At 59.8% G+C, this 22458-nt stretch carries 18 protein-coding genes; 7 read left to right on the top strand and 11 right to left on the bottom strand.

The window, feature by feature from the left end; translation table 11 throughout:
- Positions 1-143: 143 nt before the first annotated feature.
- The 4 genes from opgC to NH344_RS13945 form a co-directional block, all read right to left on the bottom strand.
- Positions 144-1328, bottom strand: coding sequence for an OpgC domain-containing protein (gene opgC, locus NH344_RS13930; protein ID WP_253028027.1), 1185 nt, complete (start codon positions 1326-1328; stop codon positions 144-146).
- 206 nt (positions 1329-1534) lie between these two features.
- Entirely contained in the window at positions 1535-2830 is a 1296-nt protein-coding gene (locus tag NH344_RS13935; RefSeq protein WP_253028028.1) for a TRAP transporter large permease, read from the bottom strand.
- Positions 2827-3369: a TRAP transporter small permease gene (locus tag NH344_RS13940; protein WP_172416559.1), complete on the bottom strand. Its 543-nt coding sequence runs from the start codon at positions 3367-3369 to the stop codon at positions 2827-2829. Before NH344_RS13940 ends, NH344_RS13935 begins: the two co-directional genes overlap by 4 nt.
- A 123-nt stretch (positions 3370-3492) precedes the next feature.
- The gene (locus NH344_RS13945; protein WP_172416560.1) at positions 3493-4473 is read right to left on the bottom strand and encodes a TRAP transporter substrate-binding protein; all 981 of its coding nucleotides are present in this window, start codon (positions 4471-4473) and stop codon (positions 3493-3495) included.
- Between the two features lie 257 nt (positions 4474-4730).
- Between NH344_RS13945 and NH344_RS13950 the strand changes: the two genes are divergently transcribed.
- Entirely contained in the window at positions 4731-5504 is a 774-nt protein-coding gene (locus NH344_RS13950; RefSeq protein WP_172416562.1) for an SDR family NAD(P)-dependent oxidoreductase, read from the top strand.
- A 16-nt stretch (positions 5505-5520) separates the two neighbouring features.
- On the opposite strand, the gene NH344_RS13955 is transcribed toward NH344_RS13950, so the two are convergent.
- The 6 genes from NH344_RS13955 to speB form a co-directional block, all read right to left on the bottom strand.
- Complete coding sequence (locus tag NH344_RS13955; RefSeq protein ID WP_253028058.1) at positions 5521-6975, bottom strand: aldehyde dehydrogenase family protein; 1455 nt, start codon at positions 6973-6975, stop codon at positions 5521-5523.
- Positions 6976-6995: 20 nt separating this feature from the next.
- Positions 6996-7739 (bottom strand): MBL fold metallo-hydrolase, encoded by a 744-nt coding sequence (locus tag NH344_RS13960; protein WP_253028029.1) that lies wholly within the window; start codon positions 7737-7739, stop codon positions 6996-6998.
- The gene (locus NH344_RS13965; protein ID WP_253028030.1) at positions 7736-9046 is read right to left on the bottom strand and encodes a cytosine permease; all 1311 of its coding nucleotides are present in this window, start codon (positions 9044-9046) and stop codon (positions 7736-7738) included. Before NH344_RS13965 ends, NH344_RS13960 begins: the two co-directional genes overlap by 4 nt.
- A 13-nt stretch (positions 9047-9059) precedes the next feature.
- Positions 9060-10679, bottom strand: a complete 1620-nt coding sequence (locus NH344_RS13970) for a 5-guanidino-2-oxopentanoate decarboxylase (RefSeq protein WP_253028031.1) — start codon at positions 10677-10679, stop codon at positions 9060-9062.
- Between the two features lie 10 nt (positions 10680-10689).
- Positions 10690-12072 (bottom strand): YjiH family protein, encoded by a 1383-nt coding sequence (locus tag NH344_RS13975; protein ID WP_253028032.1) that lies wholly within the window; start codon positions 12070-12072, stop codon positions 10690-10692.
- Positions 12073-12209: 137 nt separating this feature from the next.
- On the bottom strand, positions 12210-13160 hold the full coding sequence (gene speB / locus NH344_RS13980) for an agmatinase (protein ID WP_253028033.1): 951 nt from the start codon (positions 13158-13160) through the stop codon (positions 12210-12212).
- A gap of 287 nt (positions 13161-13447) precedes the next feature.
- Here speB and NH344_RS13985 point away from each other — a divergent pair, with 287 nt between their 5' ends.
- From NH344_RS13985 to recQ, 6 genes are all read left to right on the top strand, one after another.
- Positions 13448-14866 carry a sigma 54-interacting transcriptional regulator gene (locus tag NH344_RS13985; protein WP_228168755.1) on the top strand — a complete coding sequence of 473 codons (1419 nt, stop codon included), beginning with the start codon at positions 13448-13450 and terminating at the stop codon, positions 14864-14866.
- Between the two features lie 94 nt (positions 14867-14960).
- Positions 14961-16088, top strand: coding sequence for an ABC transporter ATP-binding protein (locus NH344_RS13990; protein ID WP_253028034.1), 1128 nt, complete (start codon positions 14961-14963; stop codon positions 16086-16088).
- A 44-nt stretch (positions 16089-16132) separates the two neighbouring features.
- Positions 16133-17413 carry an ABC transporter substrate-binding protein gene (locus NH344_RS13995; RefSeq protein ID WP_253028035.1) on the top strand — a complete coding sequence of 427 codons (1281 nt, stop codon included), beginning with the start codon at positions 16133-16135 and terminating at the stop codon, positions 17411-17413.
- Between the two features lie 68 nt (positions 17414-17481).
- Positions 17482-18366: a sugar ABC transporter permease gene (locus NH344_RS14000; RefSeq protein WP_253028036.1), complete on the top strand. Its 885-nt coding sequence runs from the start codon at positions 17482-17484 to the stop codon at positions 18364-18366.
- On the top strand, positions 18363-19205 hold the full coding sequence (locus tag NH344_RS14005; protein WP_253028037.1) for a carbohydrate ABC transporter permease: 843 nt from the start codon (positions 18363-18365) through the stop codon (positions 19203-19205). The genes NH344_RS14000 and NH344_RS14005 overlap by 4 nt, the downstream gene beginning before the upstream one ends.
- A gap of 62 nt (positions 19206-19267) precedes the next feature.
- Positions 19268-21388, top strand: coding sequence for a DNA helicase RecQ (gene recQ, locus NH344_RS14010; RefSeq protein WP_253028038.1), 2121 nt, complete (start codon positions 19268-19270; stop codon positions 21386-21388).
- On the opposite strand, the gene mtnA is transcribed toward recQ, so the two are convergent.
- The gene (gene mtnA, locus NH344_RS14015; RefSeq protein ID WP_253028039.1) at positions 21385-22404 is read right to left on the bottom strand and encodes an S-methyl-5-thioribose-1-phosphate isomerase; all 1020 of its coding nucleotides are present in this window, start codon (positions 22402-22404) and stop codon (positions 21385-21387) included. The genes recQ and mtnA overlap by 4 nt on opposite strands.
- Positions 22405-22458 lie beyond the last annotated feature (54 nt).

The raw sequence follows: 22458 nt of genomic DNA on the forward strand, positions 1-22458 counted from the left end.
AACAGCTTGCTGAGTTGCGTTAGACTGTTTCATGACCTGCCTCCCTCAATAGTGGCTCTGCATTTTGGTCCCTACCTCAACGTAATCCACGACGTTGAGGAGGGGCAGGTCAATCCATGATGTCTACCGCGGCGAGTGGCGGGCTATTTGTAACGGGCAATCCAGCGCGTTAGCCAAATCCACAACGCGGCTCCAAGAATTAACAGCCCACCCACACCAAGCGCCTGTGGATAGGTGTAAATGCCTTCGCCTTCCAGCAGAAAACGCAGCACCAGAAAAATCATCACAATATGGAAAATAAACGCTTTGAGCGCGTCGCTCCCTACCATCGTTAATGGCCGTAGCGCCTTGGCTGCCGTAGCTCCACCAGCGAGTGCAGCGCCTAAAATAACCAGCGCGCCGCCCACGCTGTACAGCGTGAATTTCAGCCCAGGCGGGTGCTTGCCGTCGTTATTCGCCACCGCCAGCATCGCAGCAGAAACATCGCCTTCGGCAAAGGCCAAGCCATAGAACGCGGCGATCATCAACATCCCTACGCCCACCAGCGCCAGCACCAGCTTTCGCCTTAGCGCCGTATCAAAATAGCAGCGCAGCAAGGCTTCACCGATCAGCAGGCCCGCCAAAATTAACGGCGCACGGCTAAGCTGGCCCCAGGTGTAATGGTCTTCATGGTCTACCAACAGCGCTTTTAAGGTGTCGTTACCGCCAAAGCTCAGCCCCTGCAGCCAAGCGGAGAGCGCGGTTAAGCCAATAATAAGCGCACACCGCCCCCACAGCGGTGTACGTGCCCATAATGGAAGTACCAGCGGCACCCACAGTAGGACGATGGCGTAAAAACCGAGGATTTCTACCCAAATCGCAAAGCGCTGATAAAGCAACGCATCAACAATATCGCCTGGGGCGTAATACGGCAGCATCTCGACGACCGTCAACGCCTTGTACCAAAACCACACTTCAACCGCGCGCACCCATAGTTTTAGCCGCCGTTTTGGCCACGCCTCTGTTTGGGTAGACGCTAAAAAGGCCACGGTGAGCGCAATCCCGAAGACCAGGATGAACAGGGAAGAAGAGAACTTAGTGAGAAAATGGACGGGCACCATGCCCCAATCGGGCACGTTGCGTATTCCAATCAGCCCACTCACCGTATGGCTGAGAATCATCAGCCCGATGGCGATACCTCGTGCCAGGTCGATGGCTTCGATACGCCCTTCGGCGCGGGGTAGGCGTGGCACTTCTTGCCAGGTAAACACGTTGGGCACGTCCTTGTGATCGTGGTCAGGGTCATAGCGGAGGGATTTTGTGAAGATGCGTCTCTTACCATAGCGCATTCACGCGCATTTCCCTTCCACGCTTCGCCTCTATGACACGATAACCAGGCAGAAAATGCGTTGGCGGAGATTGTTGAGCGGATTAGGGCGGATAGGTAAGGGCTAATCCATTAGCTTTCCTCCTGCTAACATCCCTTTTTCGCCCCTTATGTCTTGAACATCTCACCCATGGATACATAAGGGGCGAAGCTCACCCATTTGCTTCATCAATAGCCCATCACATCGGGTAGCCAAGTGGCCAGTCCAGGCACAGCGATCAAAAGCAGGATAGTCGCAATAATCGGCAGCAGGAACGGCAATACGGCTTTGACCACCTGGCCGTACCTCAACCGGGTAATCCCGACCATCAGGAACAGTACCGTGCCAAAGGGCGGCGTGATGACGCCCACCGAGAGCGTGATGACCATCACGATACCGAAGTGAACGGGGTCCAACCCCGCGCTGAGGGCGGCCGGTACGACGATGGGCGTGAAAATCAGGATGCTCTCGATCACCGACATGAAGCAGCCGATCAGCAGGAAAAACAGCGCAAAACAGAGCAGCAGCACGATGGTGGGCATATCGATGCTGGCGACCTGGCCTGCCAGCGCCTGGGGGATACCCATACGGACCAGAATCCAGCCGTAGAAGCTCGATACCGCGATGATCAGCAGAATGACCGCGCTGAACATCAGGGTTCTACGAAACGCCAGGAATAAATCCCGCCAGTTCAAATCTCGATAGATCAAGCCCCCCAGAACAACCGCGTAAAGCGAGGCAATGGCGCCAGCCTCCGTGGGTGTAAAAAAGCCACCCCAGATACCGCCAACGATAATCGCCGGCATCATCAGCGGTAGAATGGCACGCTTGCCAGTGCGGGCCACTTCACAAGCATCGAAGGGGACTGGCTTGGGCATCACCACCTTGCCACTTGCCGAGAGCAACACGGTCATTCCCATGAGCAACAGCGCCATCAAGATACCCGGCAATAACCCCGCCATGAAGAGTCCACCAATGCTCACATTGGCCAGCCAGCCATAAACGACGAGCGCAATGCTGGGCGGCAGGATAGGGCCGATGACGCTGGAGGCCGCCGTAATACCGGTGGAATAGCCCATCTCGTAGCCGCGCTCCTTCATGGCCTTGATTTCGATACTGCCCAGCCCAGCAGCATCGGCAACGGCTGTGCCTGACATGGTGGCAAAAATAGAGCTGGCCACCACATTGGCGTGACCCAGGCCGCCCTTGGTAAAGCCTACTAAAGCGGTAGCAAAGTCAAAAATACGCGTGGTGGTGGAGCCCACGTTCATGATATTGGCGGCCAGAATGAACAGCGGAATCGCCAGCAGCGTGAAGTTGTTGAGGGTTTGCACCATGCGCAACGGCAGCAGCTCCACCGGCAGGCCCCCCGCCCCGGTTACCGTCAGGGCAATGAAGGAGGTCACCCCAATGGCCACCACCACGGGCAACCCAATGGCCATTAGGGCCAGCAAGCCCCCTACGAATACGAGCAATTCCATCATGGCTGCGTGGGCTCCTCTTCACGGGGCGCTTCCAACCAGGCCACGGGGCCACGCAGACATTGCCACAGGGCAATCAACGCCATGCCCATAAAGCTGAAAAAGATACCGTAATAGAGGTAACTAAAACTGATGCTGAGCGAGACGGTTTTATTGTTGGCGCTCACGTCCGACATGATCCACGCCCCCCAAGCGGCAAGCGCGAAAAATCCGCAAGAGATTAAGGTGGTAACACGGTACTGAATATTTTTACCCAGACCGGAAAGTTTATGGCTAAACAAATCCACCACTAAATGCTCACTGCGAACCCACGCGGATAACGAACCAAAGCCAATGGCATAAATTGCCAGTAGCGACGCCACCTCTTCTGTCCAGGGCATCCCCAGCCCCAACAGGTCACGGGCAATGACGGCCGCCACGATCAACAACAGAATAGTGGCCATGAGAGCAACGCCCACCCCGTCGCAAAGACGAGTAACGCTGCGTAGCGTATAGAAAGCCATTCGATCCAGCCCTTTGCTGGGCGCTACAGCGTCTTCCACAGGAGAACTCCTTACCCTGACGTCTTTTTGGTCGTCTATGGAAACTAGTGGTAATCAAACACTTATTTGGACAGTAAAACAGCGACGGCCCAATGGGCCGTCGCGATGCCTGCTCAGCGCTTGTTACTGGCCTTGGTTACCCAGTGCATCTTCACGAACGCCATCGGCCATATCAGCCATGACTCGGTCAATGGCCGGTAACGCGGCTTCACGGAAAGGTGCAACGTCTGGCTCGATCACGGTCATGCCTTCCTCTTGAAGGGATTCGAGATAGAACTCGTCGAGTTCGCGCTCTTGCTCTGAACCGTATTGACGGGCCACGTCGATCGCTTCTTCGATCAGCGCTTGGTCGTCGGCTTCGAGGCCGTCCCACCAGCGTGAACTGGCCACCCAGCTCCACGGGAATTGTACGTGGCTGGTCATGATCAGGTAGTCCTGTACTTCCCAGAGACGACGAGTGTAGGGGGAGGAGAGCGAGTTCTCATGGCCATCGACCTGACCGGTCTGCATGGCAAGATAAATTTCGGGCGCGGGCACGTTGACGACCTGAGCACCGATCTCTTCCCACACTTCCAGCCATACTGGCAGCGACGGTAGGCGCAGGCGGAAACCTTCCAGATCGTCCGGCGTGTGGATCTCTTTATTCGCCGTCATATGGCGGGGCCCGCGGTGCTGCAAACCAAAATACTTCAAGCCGCCCTGGCTTTCGGCTTGCTCTACCAGTGCTTGGCCGGAGGGACTCTCCATGTAGGCATCCACGTCCTCCCAAGTGGTGAATACGAAAGGAACCGTAATGGCGTCATATTCAGGCGCATACTGCTGGCGCCAGTTACCGCCGGTGATGGAGAGCTGGGTTTGACCCAAGTTGAGCAGTTCCAGCACGGCGTTTTCTCCGCCTAGCGAACCGGCTAGGAAAGGCCGCACGTCAAAGCGGCCGGGCGCTTTCTCTTCCAAATACTCGGCGAAGCGCTCCACGGCGGCACTTTCGGAACCGCCCTCGCTCATCGTGTTGTTCACTTGAATTTCAATCGGGTTGGCAAGAACGAACGGAGCTGTCGTTAACATGCCCAGGGTAGCCAGTGTGGCAAGCAGTTGTTTCCGCATGGGATGGCTCTCTACGGTTGTCGTTATTGGGTGTGGTGCTGATTCGATCTTGAAACAAGCCGCCGAACGGCTCAAATCGGCGTTCGAGAAGGCTGGCTTCGTCAATGACGATGGCTGCAATCGCCCTGAAATTGGTCCCCTTTTAGGCGATGTTGCAAAAAGCTGCGACTAAAGATGGATACTCAAGCGCTCGGGTTCGTTACCCAATGGCGCCACCCCGAGAGGTTCCATGACAATTCAGTGTGGGAGTATTCTCAATGCACGAAACCGAGCAGGTCGTGTTTATCACCGGTGCCACGTCAGGCATTGGGCTGGCATGCGCGCACCTTTTTGCCGAAGCTGGCTGGGCACTGGTATTGACCGGGCGGCGTCAGGACCGCCTGGCGCAGCTGCAGGCCACCTTCGAACAGCGCGTGCCTACCCATACGGCGGCTTTGGACGTCAGCGACGCCGAAGCGGTGGCCAGTGTGGTGGCAGCCTTGCCCGAGCGTTTTCAGCAAGTGCACACGCTGATCAATAGTGCTGGGCTTGCGCTGGGCAAGGATCCGGCACCGCAAGCATCGCTGGAAGACTGGCATCGCATGATCGACACCAATATCAAGGGGCTGGTCAACGTTACCAAGCACCTGCTGCCGCTGCTGAGCGCTTCCACCCCAGGGGCCACGATCATCAACCTGGGCTCCATTGCCGCCAATACGCCCTACCCGGGCGGCCATGTTTACGGTGCCACCAAGGCTTTCGTGGAGCAGTTCAGCTATAACCTGCGCTGTGACGTGGGCCCGCTGGGTATTCGCGTCACGGACCTGGCCCCCGGCATGACGGCCAGCGAGTTCACCCTGGTGCGCATGAAGGGCGACCAGAGCCTCGCCGACCGATACTACGAAGGTGCGCAACCGCTCCAGCCAGAAGATGTGGCCACGCAGGCGCTGCATGTGGCGTCCCTGCCTGCCCACGTCAACATCACCCGCCTGGAAGTCATGCCCGTGTGTCAGCAGTGGTCAGCGCCGACCATTTTGCGCCACCAGACGTAAGCGTTGGCCCGACGACTTACGCCGGGCCAACCACATGCTTCACTTCCAGGTAGGCACTCAACCCCCAAGGGCCCAGCTCGCGACCAATACCGCTGCGCTTGAAGCCACCCCAGGCGGTTTCGGGCAGTACGAGCTGCTCGCTGTTGTACCAGATACTGCCCGCTTTCAGCTGGCGGCCAATGCGCTTGGCGCGCTCCGGGTTGCTGCTGATCACCGTGGCGGCGAGGCCAAAGTCACTGTCATTGGCAAGCCGAATGGCTTCGGCCTCGCTTGCCACGCTGCGACCGCAAAGCACGGGGCCGAAGATCTCTTCTTTCCACAGACGGCTCTCTACCGGCACATCGCGGTAAAGCGTGGGTGCCAGAAAATAGCCTTGGGTGGGTAGCGTTCGGTGCCGCCCATCGCGCACCACCGTCAGCCCTTCCTGCTCGGCAATATCGAGATAGCGCTGTACGGCATCGCGCTGCCTGGCGCTGGTCAACGGCCCCAGGTCGGTGCCTTCAGCGAGCGGGTCTCCCAGCGTCAGCGCGTCCATACGCTCGGCAAGCGCCGCGTAGAGCGCCTCGGCAACGTCTTCGTGCACCAGCAGTCGCGAGGTGGCAGAGCAAATCTGCCCGGCGTTGAAGTAGATACCCGCCATCACCCAGTCAGCGGCCTGGGCGGGGTCGGCATCGTCCATCACCAGGATGGGGGATTTGCCGCCCAGCTCCAGCGATACGCTCGCAGTGCGGGCGCTGGCGGCCTGCATGACGGCCTCGCCCACGCGGTTACTGCCGGTAAAGGAGATTTTATCCACACCTGCATGGTGAGTGAGCGGCGCGCCAATGCCTTCGCCGTCACCATTGAGCAGATTTAGCACGCCTGCAGGCAAACCGATTTCCAGCGCGATCTCTGCCAGCACTTGTTCAGGCAGCGGCGTCACTTCTGAAGGTTTAAGTACCGCAGTGCAGCCCGCCGCTAGGGCAGGTGCCAGCTTCCAAGCACTGGTCACTAAGGGGAAGTTCCATGGCGCAACCAATCCCACTACCCCAACCGGGTCGTGATACGTACGCGCTTCAACGCCTTCTATGCCGACACTGACCCGCTCCCCTTGCCGGGCATCCAGCGCTTTGGCCTGTTTGGCGTAGTAGCGGTAGCAGGCAATCGCATCGTCTAGATCAATACCTGCTTCCACCAGTGGCTTACCGTTATTGGTGGCCGACAGTGTGATCAATGCCTCTCGGCGAGACTCCAGTGCATCAGCAAATCCATCGAGGTAGTTGGCACGTGCGGCCCCACCCAACGCCTGCCACTTCGGCTGCGCCTGCTGAGCAGCTTTGACGGCAGCATCCACGTCTGCCGCATCCCCTGCGGTGACCTGTGCGATACGCTCTTCGCGGTAAGGGTTCATCACGTCGAGCAAACGGGTGCCCTTCGATGCAACCCACTGGTTGTTGATGAACTGCTTATCTAGCAGAGAGGCTTGCTCCATTTTAGATGTCGTAGACACGATTAAGGCTCCTTAAAGCTCGTGTTGGCGAAGCCAATCATCAATGAGTTGGCGTAAGTGCTGGCCGCTAAAGCTGGGAAAATGCCCCCATGAACAGTACGAACCGGCAACTGGCGTAGCCGACGCATACTAGCGGCATAGTCGGCGAGGTCGCTGTGCCATAGATCTTCAATGAGCGGGCCCTCGTAGATGAGATCACCAGAGATGAGCGTTTGGCTGTTTACTTCCCACAGTGCGATACCGCCGGGTGAGTGGCCCGGTGTATGAATCACCTCCCACTGCCGGTTACCCAAATCCAATATCTCGCCTTCTTCTAGCGGGGCAACCATTTGCGGTGCCTTAATACGGTAGCGATCATGAGAATAGGGCTGGGGAGGAAGCGCCTCGAACATATCGTCACTAAGAAACTGATCCGCTAGTGTTCGCGTGTTATCAGGTGAGGTAAGAATATCCGCTTCTGAGGCATGAACATGACAGTAACCAAATTCATGAGCCGCACCGATATGGTCGAAATGGGTATGACTGGCGACTGCTAGAAGATCCCGCTCACTCAACAGCGCCACCTGTTCACGCAACGGCACTGCGCCCAGACCAAAATCGACGACCATACCGCGCTGTCTGCCCTGAACATGCCAGATGTTGCAGCGATAAAACGGTTTTATCCACGGTTCATCAACTAGAGTGATGCCGTTTGCCTTGGCGGTGGTTCGATACCACTGCTTTTCGCTGATACGTTGCAGACTCATACAGCCACCCGCTTTCCAGCCACCGATTTACTAGCCACAAAGTAGAGCGCGCCAGTGATGACGAACACGGGCAGCGATGCACCAAACGAGAGAGGAGCCACCCAATTCCAGTAATAGGCCAGCAATGCGCCTACGCCATAACTTCCCAGTGCCAGCCAGTTAAAGGCTGGCAGGTTATGCTCAGCTTGGATGAGCTGTAACGGTTTATAGCGCTCCCGGCCCAATAGGTAGTAATCGACGATCATGAGTGAAAAGGCGGGAATAAAGACACTGCCGATAATTAATAGAAAGGTCTGGAATTGATCAAGGATGCCCGGAATGAGCGCACCGATGACCGACACCACACCAATGATTAGCGCTGGTTTCCAAAACGGCACGCTAGGGCGCACGCTCATAAATGAAAGCGTCGCGCTGTAGACACACATAACGTTGGTGGTGAGCACTGAAAAGAAAATAACCAATGCAGCCGGTAAGCCAAAACCAAAACCGCTGAGCAGAGCCGTCGGGTCATAGGTGGGTTCTCTACCAATACTGATCGACAGCGCTGATACGGTAGCGCCTAACCCCATGGCAATAAGTGTAGCGACCACATAGCCGCCCCAAGTGCCCACAACGGCGGCTTTGAGCGAACGGCAATGGCGGTTGTAATCGGCTGCCAAGGGAATCCACGAGAAGGCTGTAGCGACGACAATATCGAACACCACGCCACCACCCAATACTCCCTCGGGTTCCAACCGGGTTATGCTAGGCAGGTCGTAATGCCGGTTGAGCGCGAAGAGCACCACAGCGGATAACCCCAACATTAGTAGCGCTGCTATCTTCTCAACTTTCTCGATCCCCAAATGACCGCGTAGAGCAATCAGAACGACCAGAGTCTCACAAATAACCGTAAAGAGCGCTACGTTGGAGTAACCCGTCAGGCTCTCGACGGCATAATCAAGACTCATACCCGCTAGCAGCGCCTGAATCCAACTCCAAGCAATCAGGGCTAACAAATTTACCCAGGCGGGAAAGTTAGCGCCCTTGCGACCAAACGTACCTCGCGCTAGCACCATGGTGGTCATACCGGTTTGCTGCCCCATGGCACCGATTAGCACTAGCGGAATAATACCGATCGCTGAGCCTATCAAAATCAGCCCCATAGCGTGCTGAAAGGTGAGATCCGGCACTAAGAACATACCGGTCAATATCGTGGTGACCACGACATTCGCACCTAGCCAAAGCGCAAAAGTACCGGGCAAGCCCAAGCTGTGCTCCACATCGTCAGCAGACAGCGTATCTTGACCAAAAACACGTTTAGTTTTCATTATTATCTCCTGTTTAGAGCAAGCTCTTTTGCCAGGCAGCGGCGTCAATCTCGATCAGTAGCGGCCCGCGGGGAGCACGATTGGCGAGCGCTCTGGAAAGTTCAGCGGGGCTCTCTACCAGCATGCCGGGGCAGCCAAAGCCTTCGGCCAAGGTGAGAAAATTGGGCGCTTGAATATCGACCCCCAGGCGGGCCACCCCGTTGGCATCCATATAGCGGCGGATCTCTTCATAACCGGCGTTGTGCCATAGCACGATGACCACTGGCAGGCGGGCTTCCACCGCAGTGGCAAGCTCCGAGAGCGTAAACATCACTCCGCCGTCTCCCACCAGCGCGACGACGGGGAGATCAGGCCGGGCTAGCTGTGCCCCTAGTGCCGCAGGCAGCCCATAGCCCAAGGTGCCGTAGCCGGTAGAGGCATTGAAGTAGCGCCTGGGCGCAGGCTGACTGACCAGATGGTTACCGGCATACACCGGCGCGGTGGAATCGCCGACCAGGATGGCCTCAGGCAGGTGGTCGGCCAGCGCGGCATAAAGCGGTACGAAATCGCGAAACGCAGGATCATTGGCCAAATCCAATGCGTTTAGCGCAGCGGCCGTTCGCTCGGCGCCCTGACGTTTCAGCGGCGCTGAAAAATGCTCAAGCAGAAGCTCCAAACTGCGCCCGGCATCACCCACCAAACCCAGCGTGGTGCGCTGATTGCGCGCCAGTTGCTCGGGGTCCAGGTCGATTCGAATCAGTGTGCCGTTGAGGTGAAAACCGTCGTCGAAAACGACGTCATAGTCGGTTTCGCCCAGCTCGGTGCCTATGGCCAGAATCACATCGGCACTGGCAGCCAGCTCCCTGACGGCAGGCAGCGCGGCATTGGCCCCCAGGTCCAGCGGGTGATCACGCCCCAGCAGCCCCTTGGCGTTGATGGTCGTCACCGTGGGCGCATCCAGTTGCTCAACCAGCGCTCGCGCGGCTGCTGGCGCTGACACACAGCCACCCCCCAACAGCACCAAGGGCTGCCTCGCCGCCTGGAGCAAGCGAGCCGCTTCGGCCACGCCTTCCGGGTCGGGGGCCGCTCGGTATAGCGTTGGCGCTTGCCAACTGGTCGGCACGGGTACGGGTGCATTGAACAGATCGATGGGGATTTCTATATGCACCGGGCCTGGGCGAGCACCGTTGAACACGGCAAAGGCGCGGGCAAGTACCTCCGGCAGCGTGCTGGCATCCAGCAGGGTGTGGCTGAACCGCGCCACGCCGCTAACCATCTGCTGTTGGCTGGGCAGTTCGTGCAGGCGCCCTTGGCCCAGGCCCAGCGTATCGCGACGATTGACGCTGGAGATCACCAGCATGGGGATGGAGTCCGCCAGGGCTTGGCCCATGGCGGTGGCCATATTGGTCATCCCCGGCCCGGTGATAATTAAACACACCCCCGGCTGACCGCTGGCACGGGCATAACCATCGGCCATGAACCCCGCCCCTTGCTCATGGCGCGGGGTGATGTGCGCCACCTCGCTGCCCTCCAGGCCACGGTACAGCTCCACGGTATGCACGCCGGGAATGCCAAACAGTGCGCGCACGCCGTAAGTATCGCGCAGCAGGTGAATCAGCAGCTCGGCACAGGTCATTGTCGTTGACTCGTTCATACCAGGCCCCTTAGAAGAAAAACGTGTGGGCCATAAAGGCGATGATCGGCAGCGTAATCGCGGTACGCAGCAGGAATACCACGGCCAGTTCCCAGAACTTGATGGGAATCTTCGACTTGAGCAGCAGTGCACCAATCTCCGACATATAGACCAACTGCGTCATGGAAAGGCAGGCAATCACGAAGCGGGTCAGCTCGCTTTCAATACTGGTAGCCAACACGGCGGGCAGGAACATATCGGCAAAACCGACGAGCGTTGCAGGGGCAGCCGCCTGGGCTTCAGGAAGACGCAGCAGCTCCAGTACCGGCACCATGGGGTACGAGAGCCAGGTAAACAGCGGCGTGAACTCGGCCAGAATCAGCGCCACGGTGCCAATCGCGAATACCAGCGGCAACAGCGTAAGGAAGATATCGATGACGTTAAGAAGCGCTAAACGCGCCAACTCTTTAGGGCCCGGTGCGCCCGCTGCGCGGCGGGTTGCCTGCAGCAGGCTGTAGCGGAACAGGCCCACATTTTCGGTGCGCTCTTCGCTTAACTGGCAACCTACCGGCTCGTAGTAATCGTCGGCTTTACGCGACAGCGGCGGAATCCGCGAGACAATCACCGCGGCGATTAAACCCGACACCACAACGGTAAAGTAGAACGGCACGAATAGGTGGTTGAGGTTGACGAAATTAACCACCAGCAGACTAAACGCAATGGATGCAACAGAGAAGTTCGTCGCAATCACCGAGGCTTCGCGGCCATTGTAATAGCCTTGCTCGTACTGCTGGGCAGTAATCAGCACGCCTACCGTTCCCGACCCCATCCACGAAGCGGTGGCATCAATAGCACTGCGACCCGGTAAGTTGAAGATGACGCGAAACGGCTTGCGCACCATGGTGCCAATGAACTCCATGAAACCAAACTCGACCAGAAACGGCAGCAGCAGCGCAGCGAAAAAGAAGAACGTCAGCAGCACCGGTGCCAGGTCGTTCAGCATCACGCCGCCGGTAAAGGACGCCGTCACGAACTCAGGGCCGACCTGAAAAAAGGTCATGATGACGAAGACGGCCCCCAGAACGCGCATGGCAATCCATACGGGGCCCACATCGAACATCTCCTTGAAGTGGCCTTGCTGTGCCCAGGCAGGCTTTGCCAGCTTGACGTACAGCGTCACCATCACGGAAACGCACAGCACGCCTAGCGCAATGGCAGGCAGCACCCCACCCAGCAGGGTCTGCAGGCCATCGGCCATCAGCCCCATGCCGATATTGACGGTCTCACCAAACTGAAAAGGGATCAGAAACAGCAGCACGCCGATCAGCGAAGGAATCAGAAACTTCAGCAAATGCGCGCGGGGTATCGACGTGGACGAAGCGGATACTTCCAGCGTCGCGTTAGAGTGTGACATACGGTTCACCTATTGGATGTGATTATTGGAGGTGGGCTGGCGGCGTCCTGAAAGGGAGCACCGCTCCCCTTCCTGTGTATTGTCATCCGCGCCTTGTCAGGTCGGCGCTTGGTGCAGGGCACTTTTGCAGGCAGCGCTTACGGGCGGCGTTGCGCTGCGGGCAGTACGCAGAGCATTTCATACAGCAGCGTGGCGCCCATCAGCGCCGTGTTGCCGCTGGGGTCGTACGGCGGCGACACCTCGACCAGGTCCCCGCCCACGATGTTCAAGCCAGCGGCACCACGCACGATTTCCAGCCCTTGAGCAGAGGTCAGCCCGCCCATTTCCACCGTGCCGGTACCGGGGGCGACCGAAGGGTCCAGACCATCGATGTCGAAACTGATGTACACGGGGGTATCGCCCATTTGCTCACGCACTTCAGCCATCAGTGGGGCCAGCGAGCGGTACCAGCACTCCTCGGCGGGCACTACGCGGAAACCCTGCTTGCGGCACCAGTCGAAATCCTCCGGGGCATAGCCGGTTCCACGCAGGCCGATTTGCACGACCTTGTTATGAGCCAGCAGCCCTTCCTCCTGGGCGCGGCGGAACGGCGTGCCATGGGCAATGGGCTCACCGAACATGTGCTCGTTCACATCCGCGTGGGCATCGATATGGATCAAGCCCACCGGGCCGTGCTTTTTGGCCATGGCGCGTAGAATCGGCAGCGTCAGCGTGTGCTCGCCCCCCAGCGTCAGAGGAATGCAGTCATGCTTCAGCACGTCGTCGTAGAAGGCGGTGATGATGTCGACGCTTTTCGGCAGGTGAAAGGTGTTGATGGGTACGTCACCGATATCGGCGACCTGAAGCCGCTCGAAGGGAGCCGCCCCCGTGGCCATGTTGTAGGGGCGCAACATGCGCGATTCATCGCGAATCTGGCGTGGCCCCAGTCGGGTACCCGGGCGATTGGAGGTGCCGATATCCATGGGAATGCCGATAAATGCCGCGTCCAACCCTTCTGCGCTCTGTTGCGTGGGCAGGCGCATCATGGTGGCGGGGCCTGCAAAGCGTGGCATGGTGTTGCCGCCCAGCGGCTGATTGAATTCCGACATCGTTCTCTCTCCTTGGATTTATTGTGGCCAGCCTGACGGGCTGGCGCTTCAGCGATTTATCCAGCTCATACCGCTCATGTATCGTTGATGCACAGTTCAATACACAGACCACTGCACAGACCATGCCAAGTCACCTGCGCTGATAAATAGGGAGGTTTACCGCCCCATCGATGCAAAAATGAATCGCAACGCCAATGAAATGATGCAAAAATGAATCAATGAGTCATATTTGCATTATCCTGTTCATCTAACGATACAAAAGCCGGTGCGGTAGATAAGGAAGACGCATGAGTGAAATCGACAGGCGCGTACTGCAAACCATCGTGGAAACCGCCAATGACCACTTCTTTATCGTCAGCGGCGACGGTCAGATTATGGATATCAGCCCCGGTGCCGAGGCGGTATACGGCGTATCACGGGAGGAGCTGCTTTCCAGCAGCGTTCAACAGCTCCAGGCCGCCGGTGTTCTGAAACCGTCCATCACCATGGAAGTCATCCGCACTCGACAGCCCGCTCAGCTAATGCAAATCACCGGCACGGGCCGCCGCGTCATTGCCGAAGCCTACCCCGTGTTCGCCAACGGCAAGCTGGAGCGCATTGTCAGCCGCTCACGGGATTTGACCGACCTTCAGCTGCTGCAGGACGAATACGCTCTGCTGCAAAAACGTTTTAGTGAACACTTGAAACGCAGCCAGGCCGCCCCCGATGCCGAAGAGCAAGCGCTGGATGCTGCGCTGGACCACCTTCAGGTCAGAAGCCATGTGATGCGGGAAATCGCCCTGTTGCTCAAGCGCGTGGCATCATCGGATGCCAACGTGCTGATGCTGGGGGAGTCTGGCGTGGGCAAGACAGCCTTTGCCAAGCAGCTCCACCGCTGGAGCGAGCGCCATCATGGCCCGTTCATCGAGGTCAACTGCGCAGCGATCCCGGAAAACCTGTTCGAGTCGGAGATGTTCGGCTACCAGCCCGGCGCCTTCAGCGGTGCCGCGCGGCAAGGCAAGGCCGGACTGCTGGAGCAGGCCGAAGGGGGCACGCTCTTTCTGGATGAAATTGGCGAGCTGCCACTGCTGATGCAGACCAAACTGCTGAAAGTGATTCAAGATGGCAGCTTGACCCGGTTGGGCGACACGCGGGCTCGTCGCGTCAATTTCCGGCTGGTCGTGGCGACCAATCAGGACTTGGCCAAACGGGTCGAAACCGGCCTGTTCAGGCTCGACCTCTACTATCGTCTGAACGTCATCCCCATCACGCTGCCCCCGCTACGCGAGCGCCGCGAAGACATTCCCGTGCTGGTGGAAGCCTGCCTGACCCGGCTGAACCACCGCTATGGCCGCCAAAAAATCATCAGTAACCCGGCCTGGTCGACGCTGATGGGCAGCGACTGGCCCGGCAACGTGCGGGAGCTGGAAAACTGGCTGGAAAGAGCCTGGCTCTCAAGCCCCGGCGACCAGATCGAAGCGCCCGCGGCACCTTCGGCCTCTGAGCCACCCGACACACCGCTGCCCACTGCGTGGCTGACGTCCCCAGCGGCGTCTCTGCAACAGGACGAAAGCCTGAAGGAGTACCTGGCGCGCATCGAGCGCGAGACCTTGAGCCAACTGTGCGGCACTCTGCCCAGCACGTATGCCATCGCCAAACGTTTGGGCATCAGCCAATCCAGCGTCGTGCGCCGCCTGCAGCATTACGGCATCAAGATCACCCCGTGATCGCCTCACGACATCAACCTGACATCCAGGCGTCATACAAACGCAACACCTTGCTCTCACTATAGATCGTCGCCACGCATGACGGATGAGAGCCATGAACCAATCGCGCATTCGCCTGGCAGGCGTCTCCAAGCACTGGGGCGCGACCACGGCAGTCAACGACATTTCCTTCGATATCCAGCCTGGGCAGTTCGTCATTCTGCTGGGGCCGTCGGGCTGTGGAAAATCCACCACGCTGCGCATGATCGCAGGTTTGGAAGAAGCCAGCGGCGGGGAGATTCATATTGGTGAGCGCGATGTGACACGCCTGCCACCTGGCGACCGTGGGCTGAGCATGGTGTTTCAGTCCTATGCGCTATTTCCGCATTTGAGCGTGGCCGACAACATCGTCTTTGGCCTGCGCAGCCGGAAGGTAGCGAAGGCAGAACGGCAGCAGCGCCTGGCCCAGGTGGCCGAGCTGGTGGACCTGACGGATTACCTGCACCGCAAACCGGCCCAGCTTTCCGGCGGCCAGCGTCAGCGGGTGGCGCTGGCGCGAGCGATTATCTCAGAGCACCCCATCTGTTTGATGGATGAGCCGCTGTCCAACCTAGATGCGCGGCTGCGCAGCGATATGCGCAGGGAGATCAAAGCCCTGCAATCACGACTCGATATGACGGTGGTTTACGTCACTCACGACCAGGTGGAGGCCATGAGCATGGGAGACCGTGTGATCTTGATGCAACAGGGACATATCGTGCAGGACGGCACACCCGACGCGCTTTATAACCAGCCCGCCAGTGCGTTTGCCGCCAGCTTTATTGGCAGCCCGGCCATGAACCTTTTGCCTCTAGTGCAAGGTGACCAGGGGGCCGTTATCGAGGGCGAACCCTCGACCCCAGTGGCTCCCATGGAGGCCGCCGGAGGGCAGCTGGGCGTGCGCCCTGAAGATATCGAACTGCGCCCAGCATCCGAGGCAGGCATTCCGGCCCAGGTACTCAGCGATGAGTACTTAGGTGCCGACACGATTGCCCATGTCGCCGTCGGCAATCACACCGTGCGCGTTCGCCTGAGCGGTAAGCAAGCGCTCTCGGGTAAGCCCTGCAAACTCTACTGGACGCCAGATAGCGCCCATTTGTTTGATCGAAAAGGTCTGCGTCAGCAAGCGTTAGCGCCCCTTGCCTTACCCGCTTCGCATCGAAGCGTACCGCGCCCGCCCGCCGTGGGCTCTTTCCAATACTGACCGCTCTCATACTGACAACATCACAAACACATGTGGAGTCTCTCATGCGTTCTCAGTTCTCTTTTGCAATGACAGCCATCGCCGCAGCACTGTTAGGTGCCAGCCACGCCAGCGCTAACAGTGTCGACTTGACGATGTACTACCCTGTTTCCGTGGGCGGCGCACTGACCGAGGTCGTTGACAACTTGGTGGAAGAGTTCGAAAGCGAACACCCGGATATCAATGTGGAAGCCATCTACGCGGGCAACTACGACGACACCCGCGTGCGCGCCATGTCCGCCATGGAGGCAGGGGATGCGCCTCAGCTCTCGGTGCTGTTCTCCATCGACCTGTACGAGCTGATCGAGCAGAACGCCATCGTGGCCTTTGATGACCTCATCGACACAGAGGAAGAGCGCGCGTGGCTGGATGGCTTCTACCCCGGCCTGATGGAGAACGGTCAGTTGGATGGCAAGACCTACGGCATTCCCTTCCAGCGCTCTACCATCGTGCTGTTCTGGAACAAGGACGCCTTTGCAGCCGCTGGCCTGGACCCGGAAACGCCGCCGGAAAACTGGGAAGAGATGGCCGAGATGGCCGCCACCGTGCGCGAAGCCACGAACGGTGAACAGTGGGGCGTGATGGTGCCGTCCACCGGCTACCCCTACTGGATGTTCCAGGCCTTTGCCTTCCAGAACGGCCATCGTCTGATGAACGACGATGGCACCGAGGTCTACTTTGATGACCCGGCCGCCATCGAAGCCCTCGAATACTGGGTGTCGCTGGCCACCGAGCACGACACCATGCCCAGTGGCACCATCGAGTGGGGCACCCTGCGCCAGAACTTCCTCGAGCAGTCCACCGCCATGATGTGGCACACCACGGGTAACCTGGCCGCGGTACGCAACGAGGCCAATTTCGAGTTTGGCGTCGCCATGCTGCCCATGAAGACCCAGCGCGGCAGCCCCACCGGTGGCGGCAACTTCTATATCTTCGAAGATGCCAGTGAAGAGGAGCAGCGCGCAGCGATGACCTTCATCCGCTGGATGACCGCCCCCGAGCGTGCCGCCGCCTGGTCCATCGAAACCGGCTACATGGGCGTCAGCCCCGCCGCCTATGACACCGAGGCATTGCAGCATTACGTGGAAGAATTCGCCCCTGCCGCCGTGGCTCGGGACCAGCTCGAACACGGCACTGCCGAACTCTCTACCTACCAGGGTGGCCGAGTGCGCCGTGCCCTGGATAACGCCGTGCAAGCCGCACTGACAGGGCAAATGAGCCCTGCCGACGCGCTGAGCCAGGCCCAGCGTGAGGCCGATGCGGCGCTGCGCCGCTATGCCCGGTAAGCGCCGATAGGCGGACGTTTCCATGCTCGCCGGGGTTCGCCTCGGCTTTTTCTCATCACGGCGGCCCCATGAACCTGAACGCCCATCGAACGATGCAGCTTTACGGCGCCCTGCTGCTTCTACCAGCAGCGCTGCTGCTCACTGCGTTTGCCTACTTGCCCACGGTCACCACCGTGATCAACAGTCTCTTTTTGCCCGGCTTTCGCGGCGAGCCCGCCGCCTTCGTCGGGCTCGACAACTATCGCGTGCTGATGGACGACCCGACGTTCTGGAAAGTCGCCCGCAACAACCTGCTGTACGCGCTGGGTACGATTCCCACGTCCATGGCGCTGGCACTGGGCATGGCGCTGCTGGTCAATGCCCGCCTGCCCGGGCGCGGGCTGGTACGCATGGCCTATTTCACGCCCACCATTCTGCCCATGATCGCCGCCGCCAATATCTGGATGTTTTTCTACGCCCCGCAGATAGGGCTATTCAACAAGCTGCTCGGCGCCCTGGGACTTGCCGGGGTGAACTGGCTGGGCGACCCCGGCGTGGCGCTGGGGTCGGTCATCGTCATGTCGGTGTGGAAAGAAGCGGGCTTTTTCATGATCTTCTACCTGGCCGCGCTACAGGCCATCCCCCCGGAGCTCAAGGAAGCCGCTGACCTGGAAGGCACGAGCCGCTGGAGCTTCTTTTGGCGAGTGACGTTTCCCCTGCTGATGCCCACCACGCTGTTCGTACTGATCAATGCGCTGATCAATGCGGTGCGGGTGGTCGACCACCTGTTCATTCTGACCAAGGGCGGGCCCAATAACGCCACCAACCTGCTGCTGTATTACGTCTACGAGAACGCCTTTTCGTTCTTCGACCGCACCATGGCGGCCACCATCACCGTGGTCATTCTGCTGGTATTGGCGGTGGTGGCCACGCTGAAGTTCACGATTCTGGACCGCAGGACGCACTACCAATGAGTACCTTCTCTTTTCCGGTGTCGCCACGGCGCACCCTGGCGCTGCCCCGCCTGGAAACCCTGGCGGCCTGGCTGCTGGCCGTGATCTGGATCTTTCCGCTGCTTTACGCGGTGTGGGCCGCGATTCACCCGCCCGCCTACATGGTACTTTTCGATCTGCTGGCGCCTTTGACGCTGGACAACTTCACGAACGCCTGGGCACAGGCCCCCTTTGCGCGTTACTACCTGAACACCTTCGCGCTGGTGACCGGCGTGGTACTGGCCCAGTTCGTGGTCTGCACGCTGGCCGCCTTTGCCTTTGCCCGCTTTCCGATCCCCGGCAAGCACCTGCTGTTCATGCTGGTACTGATTCAGCTGTTCGTGTTTCCCGAAGTGCTGATCGTCGAAAACTACCGTATCGCCAGCGAGCTGGGGCTGATCAATACCATCACCGGCATTGGCCTGCCCTACGTGGCCAGCGCCTTCGGCATTTTCCTGCTGCGTCAGACCTTCAAGACCATCCCCCGAGAGCTGGAGGACGCCGCCCGTATCGAGGGCTGTGGCTGGCTGGAAATCCTGTGGAAGGTCTACGTGCCGCTGGCCAAGCCCACCTATCTGGCCTACGGGCTGGTGTCGATCAGCCACCACTGGAACAACTTCTTGTGGCCGCTGGTGGTGACCAACTCGGTGGAGAGCCGCCCGCTGACGGTGGGGTTGGGCGTGTTCTCCGCGCCAGAAACCGGCGTCAACTGGGCCACCGTCAGCGCTGCCACGCTGCTGAGCATTGCGCCGCTGCTGGTGGCGTTTCTGCTGTTCCAGCGCCAGTTCGTGCAGTCGTTTTTACGCGCGGGGATTCGCTAACCCAACTCACTCGGGTTTTCGTGCGACAATTCTCCTTCACGCACACGACAAGGAGAGCAGCGATGCACGGCGACTCGGCAGCCCTCAAGGTACTGCAGGAGGTCTTTGGCTTTGAGCACTTTCGTGGCCCGCAGCAGGCCATCATCGAGCACGTGACGGGCGGCGGAGACGCGCTGGTGCTGATGCCCACCGGCGGCGGCAAATCGCTGTGCTATCAGATCCCTGCGCTGCTACGTGAAGGCACCGCGATTGTGGTCTCGCCGCTCATCGCGCTGATGCAGGATCAAGTGGCCGCGCTGATCCAGAACGGGGTGCGCGCCGCCTACCTCAACTCCAGCCTCGATATGCATGAGGCGATGGAGGTGGAAAACCGCCTGCGCGCGGGCGAGCTGGATCTTTTATACGTCGCCCCCGAGCGGCTGGCCACGGCGCGCATGCAGATGTTGCTGGAGCAGACGCGCATTGCGCTGTTCGCCATCGACGAAGCCCACTGCGTTTCCCAGTGGGGCCACGACTTCCGCCCCGAGTATCGTCAGCTTTCTCATCTGCACCAGCGCTTTCCTGACGTGCCGCGCATCGCGCTCACCGCCACCGCCGACGTGCCTACCCGGCACGACATCATGGAGCATCTTCAGCTTCAGGACGCCGCGCTCTACAACAACGGCTTCGACCGCCCCAATATTCGCTACCATATCGCTGAAAACCAGGGCAATGCCAAAGAGCAATTGCTGAGTTTCATCCGCGAACACCACGACGGCGAAGCGGGCATCGTCTACTGTCTCTCTCGGCGCAAGGTGGAAGAAACCGCCGCTTGGCTGGCCCGCCAGGGACTCACCGCGCTGCCCTACCATGCCGGGCTGCCCGCCGAGCAGCGCCAGCAGCATCAAACCAGTTTTCTACGCGAAGATGGCGTGGTGATCGTCGCCACCATTGCCTTCGGCATGGGCATCGACAAACCCGACGTGCGCTTCGTGGCGCACCTCAACCTGCCCAAAAGCATCGAAGCCTACTATCAGGAAACCGGCCGCGCCGGACGCGATGGGCTGCCCGCCGATGCCTGGATGGCCTATGGTCTTCAGGACGTGATCACCCTGCGCCAGATGCAGCAGGACTCCAGTGCCGCCGACCAGCAGAAGCGCATCGAACAACAGAAGCTCGACGCCATGCTGGGGCTCTGCGAGATCATCAGCTGCCGCCGTCAGGCGCTGCTCCACTACTTTGGCGATTCGTTAGACGAACCCTGCGGCAACTGCGATAACTGCCTCACCCCGCCTGACACCTGGGAGGCCACCGTGGCCGCGCAGAAGGCGCTGTCGTGTGTCTACCGCACCGAACAGCGCTTTGGCGTCACTTATCTGGTGGATGTGCTGCTCGGCAAGCGCAACGAGCGTATCAGCCGCTTTGGCCACGACAGCCTGAGCACCTTCGGCATCGGCCAGGAGCTCACCGCCAGCGAGTGGAAAGCGCTGTTTCGCCAGCTGATCGCCAGCGGCTATCTGAGCGTGGACATGGAGGGCCATGGCGGCATCAAGCTCACCGCCAACGCCAGGCCCCTACTGCGCGGCGAGCAGCGCCTCACCCTGCGCAAACCCAGCAAGCCAGCGCGGCGCGGTGCCAAAGGGTCATCCGCCGCCAAGGGCCACGGCGTACTGTGGGAAGCACTGCGCCAGCATCGCAAAGCGCTTGCCGACGCCCAGGGCGTACCCGCCTACGTGATCTTCAACGACGCCACCCTGGCCGAGTTGGTAGCGCAAAAACCGCAAACGCTGCAGGCGCTGGGCACCATCTCGGGCATCGGCGCACGCAAGCTGGCGGATTATGGCGAAGGCTTTCTGGCGGTGATACTGGCGCACCCCAATGAACCCGAAACGCCCACCAACATCGGCAATAGCGCCATGGAATCCGCCGCGCTGCTGCGCCAAGGGCTAACCCCCGAGCAAGTCGCCGAGCAGCGCGGGCTGGCCGCCAACACGGTCTACCGCCATTTGAGCGACGCCATTCAAGGCAGCGAACTGGCACTGGAAGAGGTGGTCAACCTGGACCCAGCGACCCTGGCGCAGATTCACGCAGCTTTTGAGCAGTTTCCAGGCCAGGGGCTGAAAGTGGTGTTCGAGTCGCTGGAGGGGCGTATCGATTATTCGATACTGCACTGCGTGCGGGCCTCCATGGCCGCCAAGGGTTAGCGCCATCCCCGCAGATGCTCGCCCCGAGCAATCGCCGCTGAGTCGAACACGCCAGTATCCAGAACCCAGGCGGTGACCAGTGAGGCGGGCGTCACATCAAACGCCGGGTTCCACACCGGTGCATCGCTGGGCGCCCATACCACCTCGCCAAACGCGCCGGCGGCTCCGCGCACCTCCGCGCCATCGCGCTGTTCAATGGGAATCGCCGCGCCGGTCGCGCAGGCGGGGTCGACCGTGGTGTAAGGGGCGACCACGTAGAACGGCACCTGATGGTAGTACGCCGCCACCGCCAGCATGTAGGTGCCCACTTTGTTGGCAAAATCACCGTTGGCGCAGATACGGTCCGCGCCGACCATCACTTTATCCACCTTGCCTGCCGCCATCAGGCTGGCCGCCATACTGTCGGTGATTAGCTGGTAGGGAATGCCTAAATCGGCCATTTCCCACGCGGTTAAACGCCCGCCCTGGAGCAGCGGGCGGGTTTCATCCACGTAGACATGCAGATCTATGCCGCGTTGTTTGGCGATGGCCAACGCGCCAATCGCGGTGCCTACGCCCGCCGTGGCCAGCGCGCCGGTGTTGCAGTGGGTCAGCACCCGGTCGCCGGAGGCCAACAGGTCGGCGCCCCGTTCGGCCATGCGCTGGCACAGGGCACGGTCCTCTTCGAACAGCGCTTGGGCACGCTCGGCCAGGGCGTGCGCGCCTTGGGCAAAGCAGGCTTCCATGGCGTCCAGGCAGTACATCAGGTTCACCGCCGTGGGGCGCGTCGCCCGTAAGCGGTCGCTCACTAACTGCCAATCGCTTTGCGGATGGCGCGCCGCGTACTGGGCCAATACGAAGGCGGCGCTCAAGCCGATCAGCGGCGCCCCGCGAATGGCAAGATGCTTGACGGCGTGCTGCCACGCCTCGGGAGAGTCGCAGCGCACCCACTCTTCGGCCTGGGGTAGCCGGGTTTGGTCCAAATACTCAAGCGCATCGGCATACACCCGTAAACTGCGTGACTGTAACGTAACCATGAAGGGCTCCTTGAGGTCTTGAACCGGTGAACTCGGCGCGCGGCTTATCAGGCG

This window comes from Halomonas sp. Ps84H-12 (genome assembly GCF_024124725.1).
Classification (GTDB): domain Bacteria; phylum Pseudomonadota; class Gammaproteobacteria; order Pseudomonadales; family Halomonadaceae; genus Vreelandella; species Vreelandella aquamarina.

Coding starts and splice junctions, on each gene's coding strand:
- opgC (WP_253028027.1), bottom strand. CDS start 1,328: ATGCGCTATGGTAAGAGACGCATCTTCACAAAATCCCTCCGCTATGAC.
- NH344_RS13935 (WP_253028028.1), bottom strand. CDS start 2,830: ATGATGGAATTGCTCGTATTCGTAGGGGGCTTGCTGGCCCTAATGGCC.
- NH344_RS13945 (WP_172416560.1), bottom strand. CDS start 4,473: ATGCGGAAACAACTGCTTGCCACACTGGCTACCCTGGGCATGTTAACG.
- NH344_RS13950 (WP_172416562.1), top strand. CDS start 4,731: ATGCACGAAACCGAGCAGGTCGTGTTTATCACCGGTGCCACGTCAGGC.
- NH344_RS13955 (WP_253028058.1), bottom strand. CDS start 6,975: ATGGAGCAAGCCTCTCTGCTAGATAAGCAGTTCATCAACAACCAGTGG.
- NH344_RS13960 (WP_253028029.1), bottom strand. CDS start 7,739: ATGAGTCTGCAACGTATCAGCGAAAAGCAGTGGTATCGAACCACCGCC.
- NH344_RS13965 (WP_253028030.1), bottom strand. CDS start 9,046: ATGAAAACTAAACGTGTTTTTGGTCAAGATACGCTGTCTGCTGACGAT.
- NH344_RS13970 (WP_253028031.1), bottom strand. CDS start 10,679: ATGAACGAGTCAACGACAATGACCTGTGCCGAGCTGCTGATTCACCTG.
- NH344_RS13975 (WP_253028032.1), bottom strand. CDS start 12,072: ATGTCACACTCTAACGCGACGCTGGAAGTATCCGCTTCGTCCACGTCG.
- speB (WP_253028033.1), bottom strand. CDS start 13,160: ATGTCGGAATTCAATCAGCCGCTGGGCGGCAACACCATGCCACGCTTT.
- NH344_RS13985 (WP_228168755.1), top strand. CDS start 13,448: ATGAGTGAAATCGACAGGCGCGTACTGCAAACCATCGTGGAAACCGCC.
- NH344_RS13990 (WP_253028034.1), top strand. CDS start 14,961: ATGAACCAATCGCGCATTCGCCTGGCAGGCGTCTCCAAGCACTGGGGC.
- NH344_RS13995 (WP_253028035.1), top strand. CDS start 16,133: ATGCGTTCTCAGTTCTCTTTTGCAATGACAGCCATCGCCGCAGCACTG.
- NH344_RS14000 (WP_253028036.1), top strand. CDS start 17,482: ATGAACCTGAACGCCCATCGAACGATGCAGCTTTACGGCGCCCTGCTG.
- NH344_RS14005 (WP_253028037.1), top strand. CDS start 18,363: ATGAGTACCTTCTCTTTTCCGGTGTCGCCACGGCGCACCCTGGCGCTG.
- recQ (WP_253028038.1), top strand. CDS start 19,268: ATGCACGGCGACTCGGCAGCCCTCAAGGTACTGCAGGAGGTCTTTGGC.
- mtnA (WP_253028039.1), bottom strand. CDS start 22,404: ATGGTTACGTTACAGTCACGCAGTTTACGGGTGTATGCCGATGCGCTT.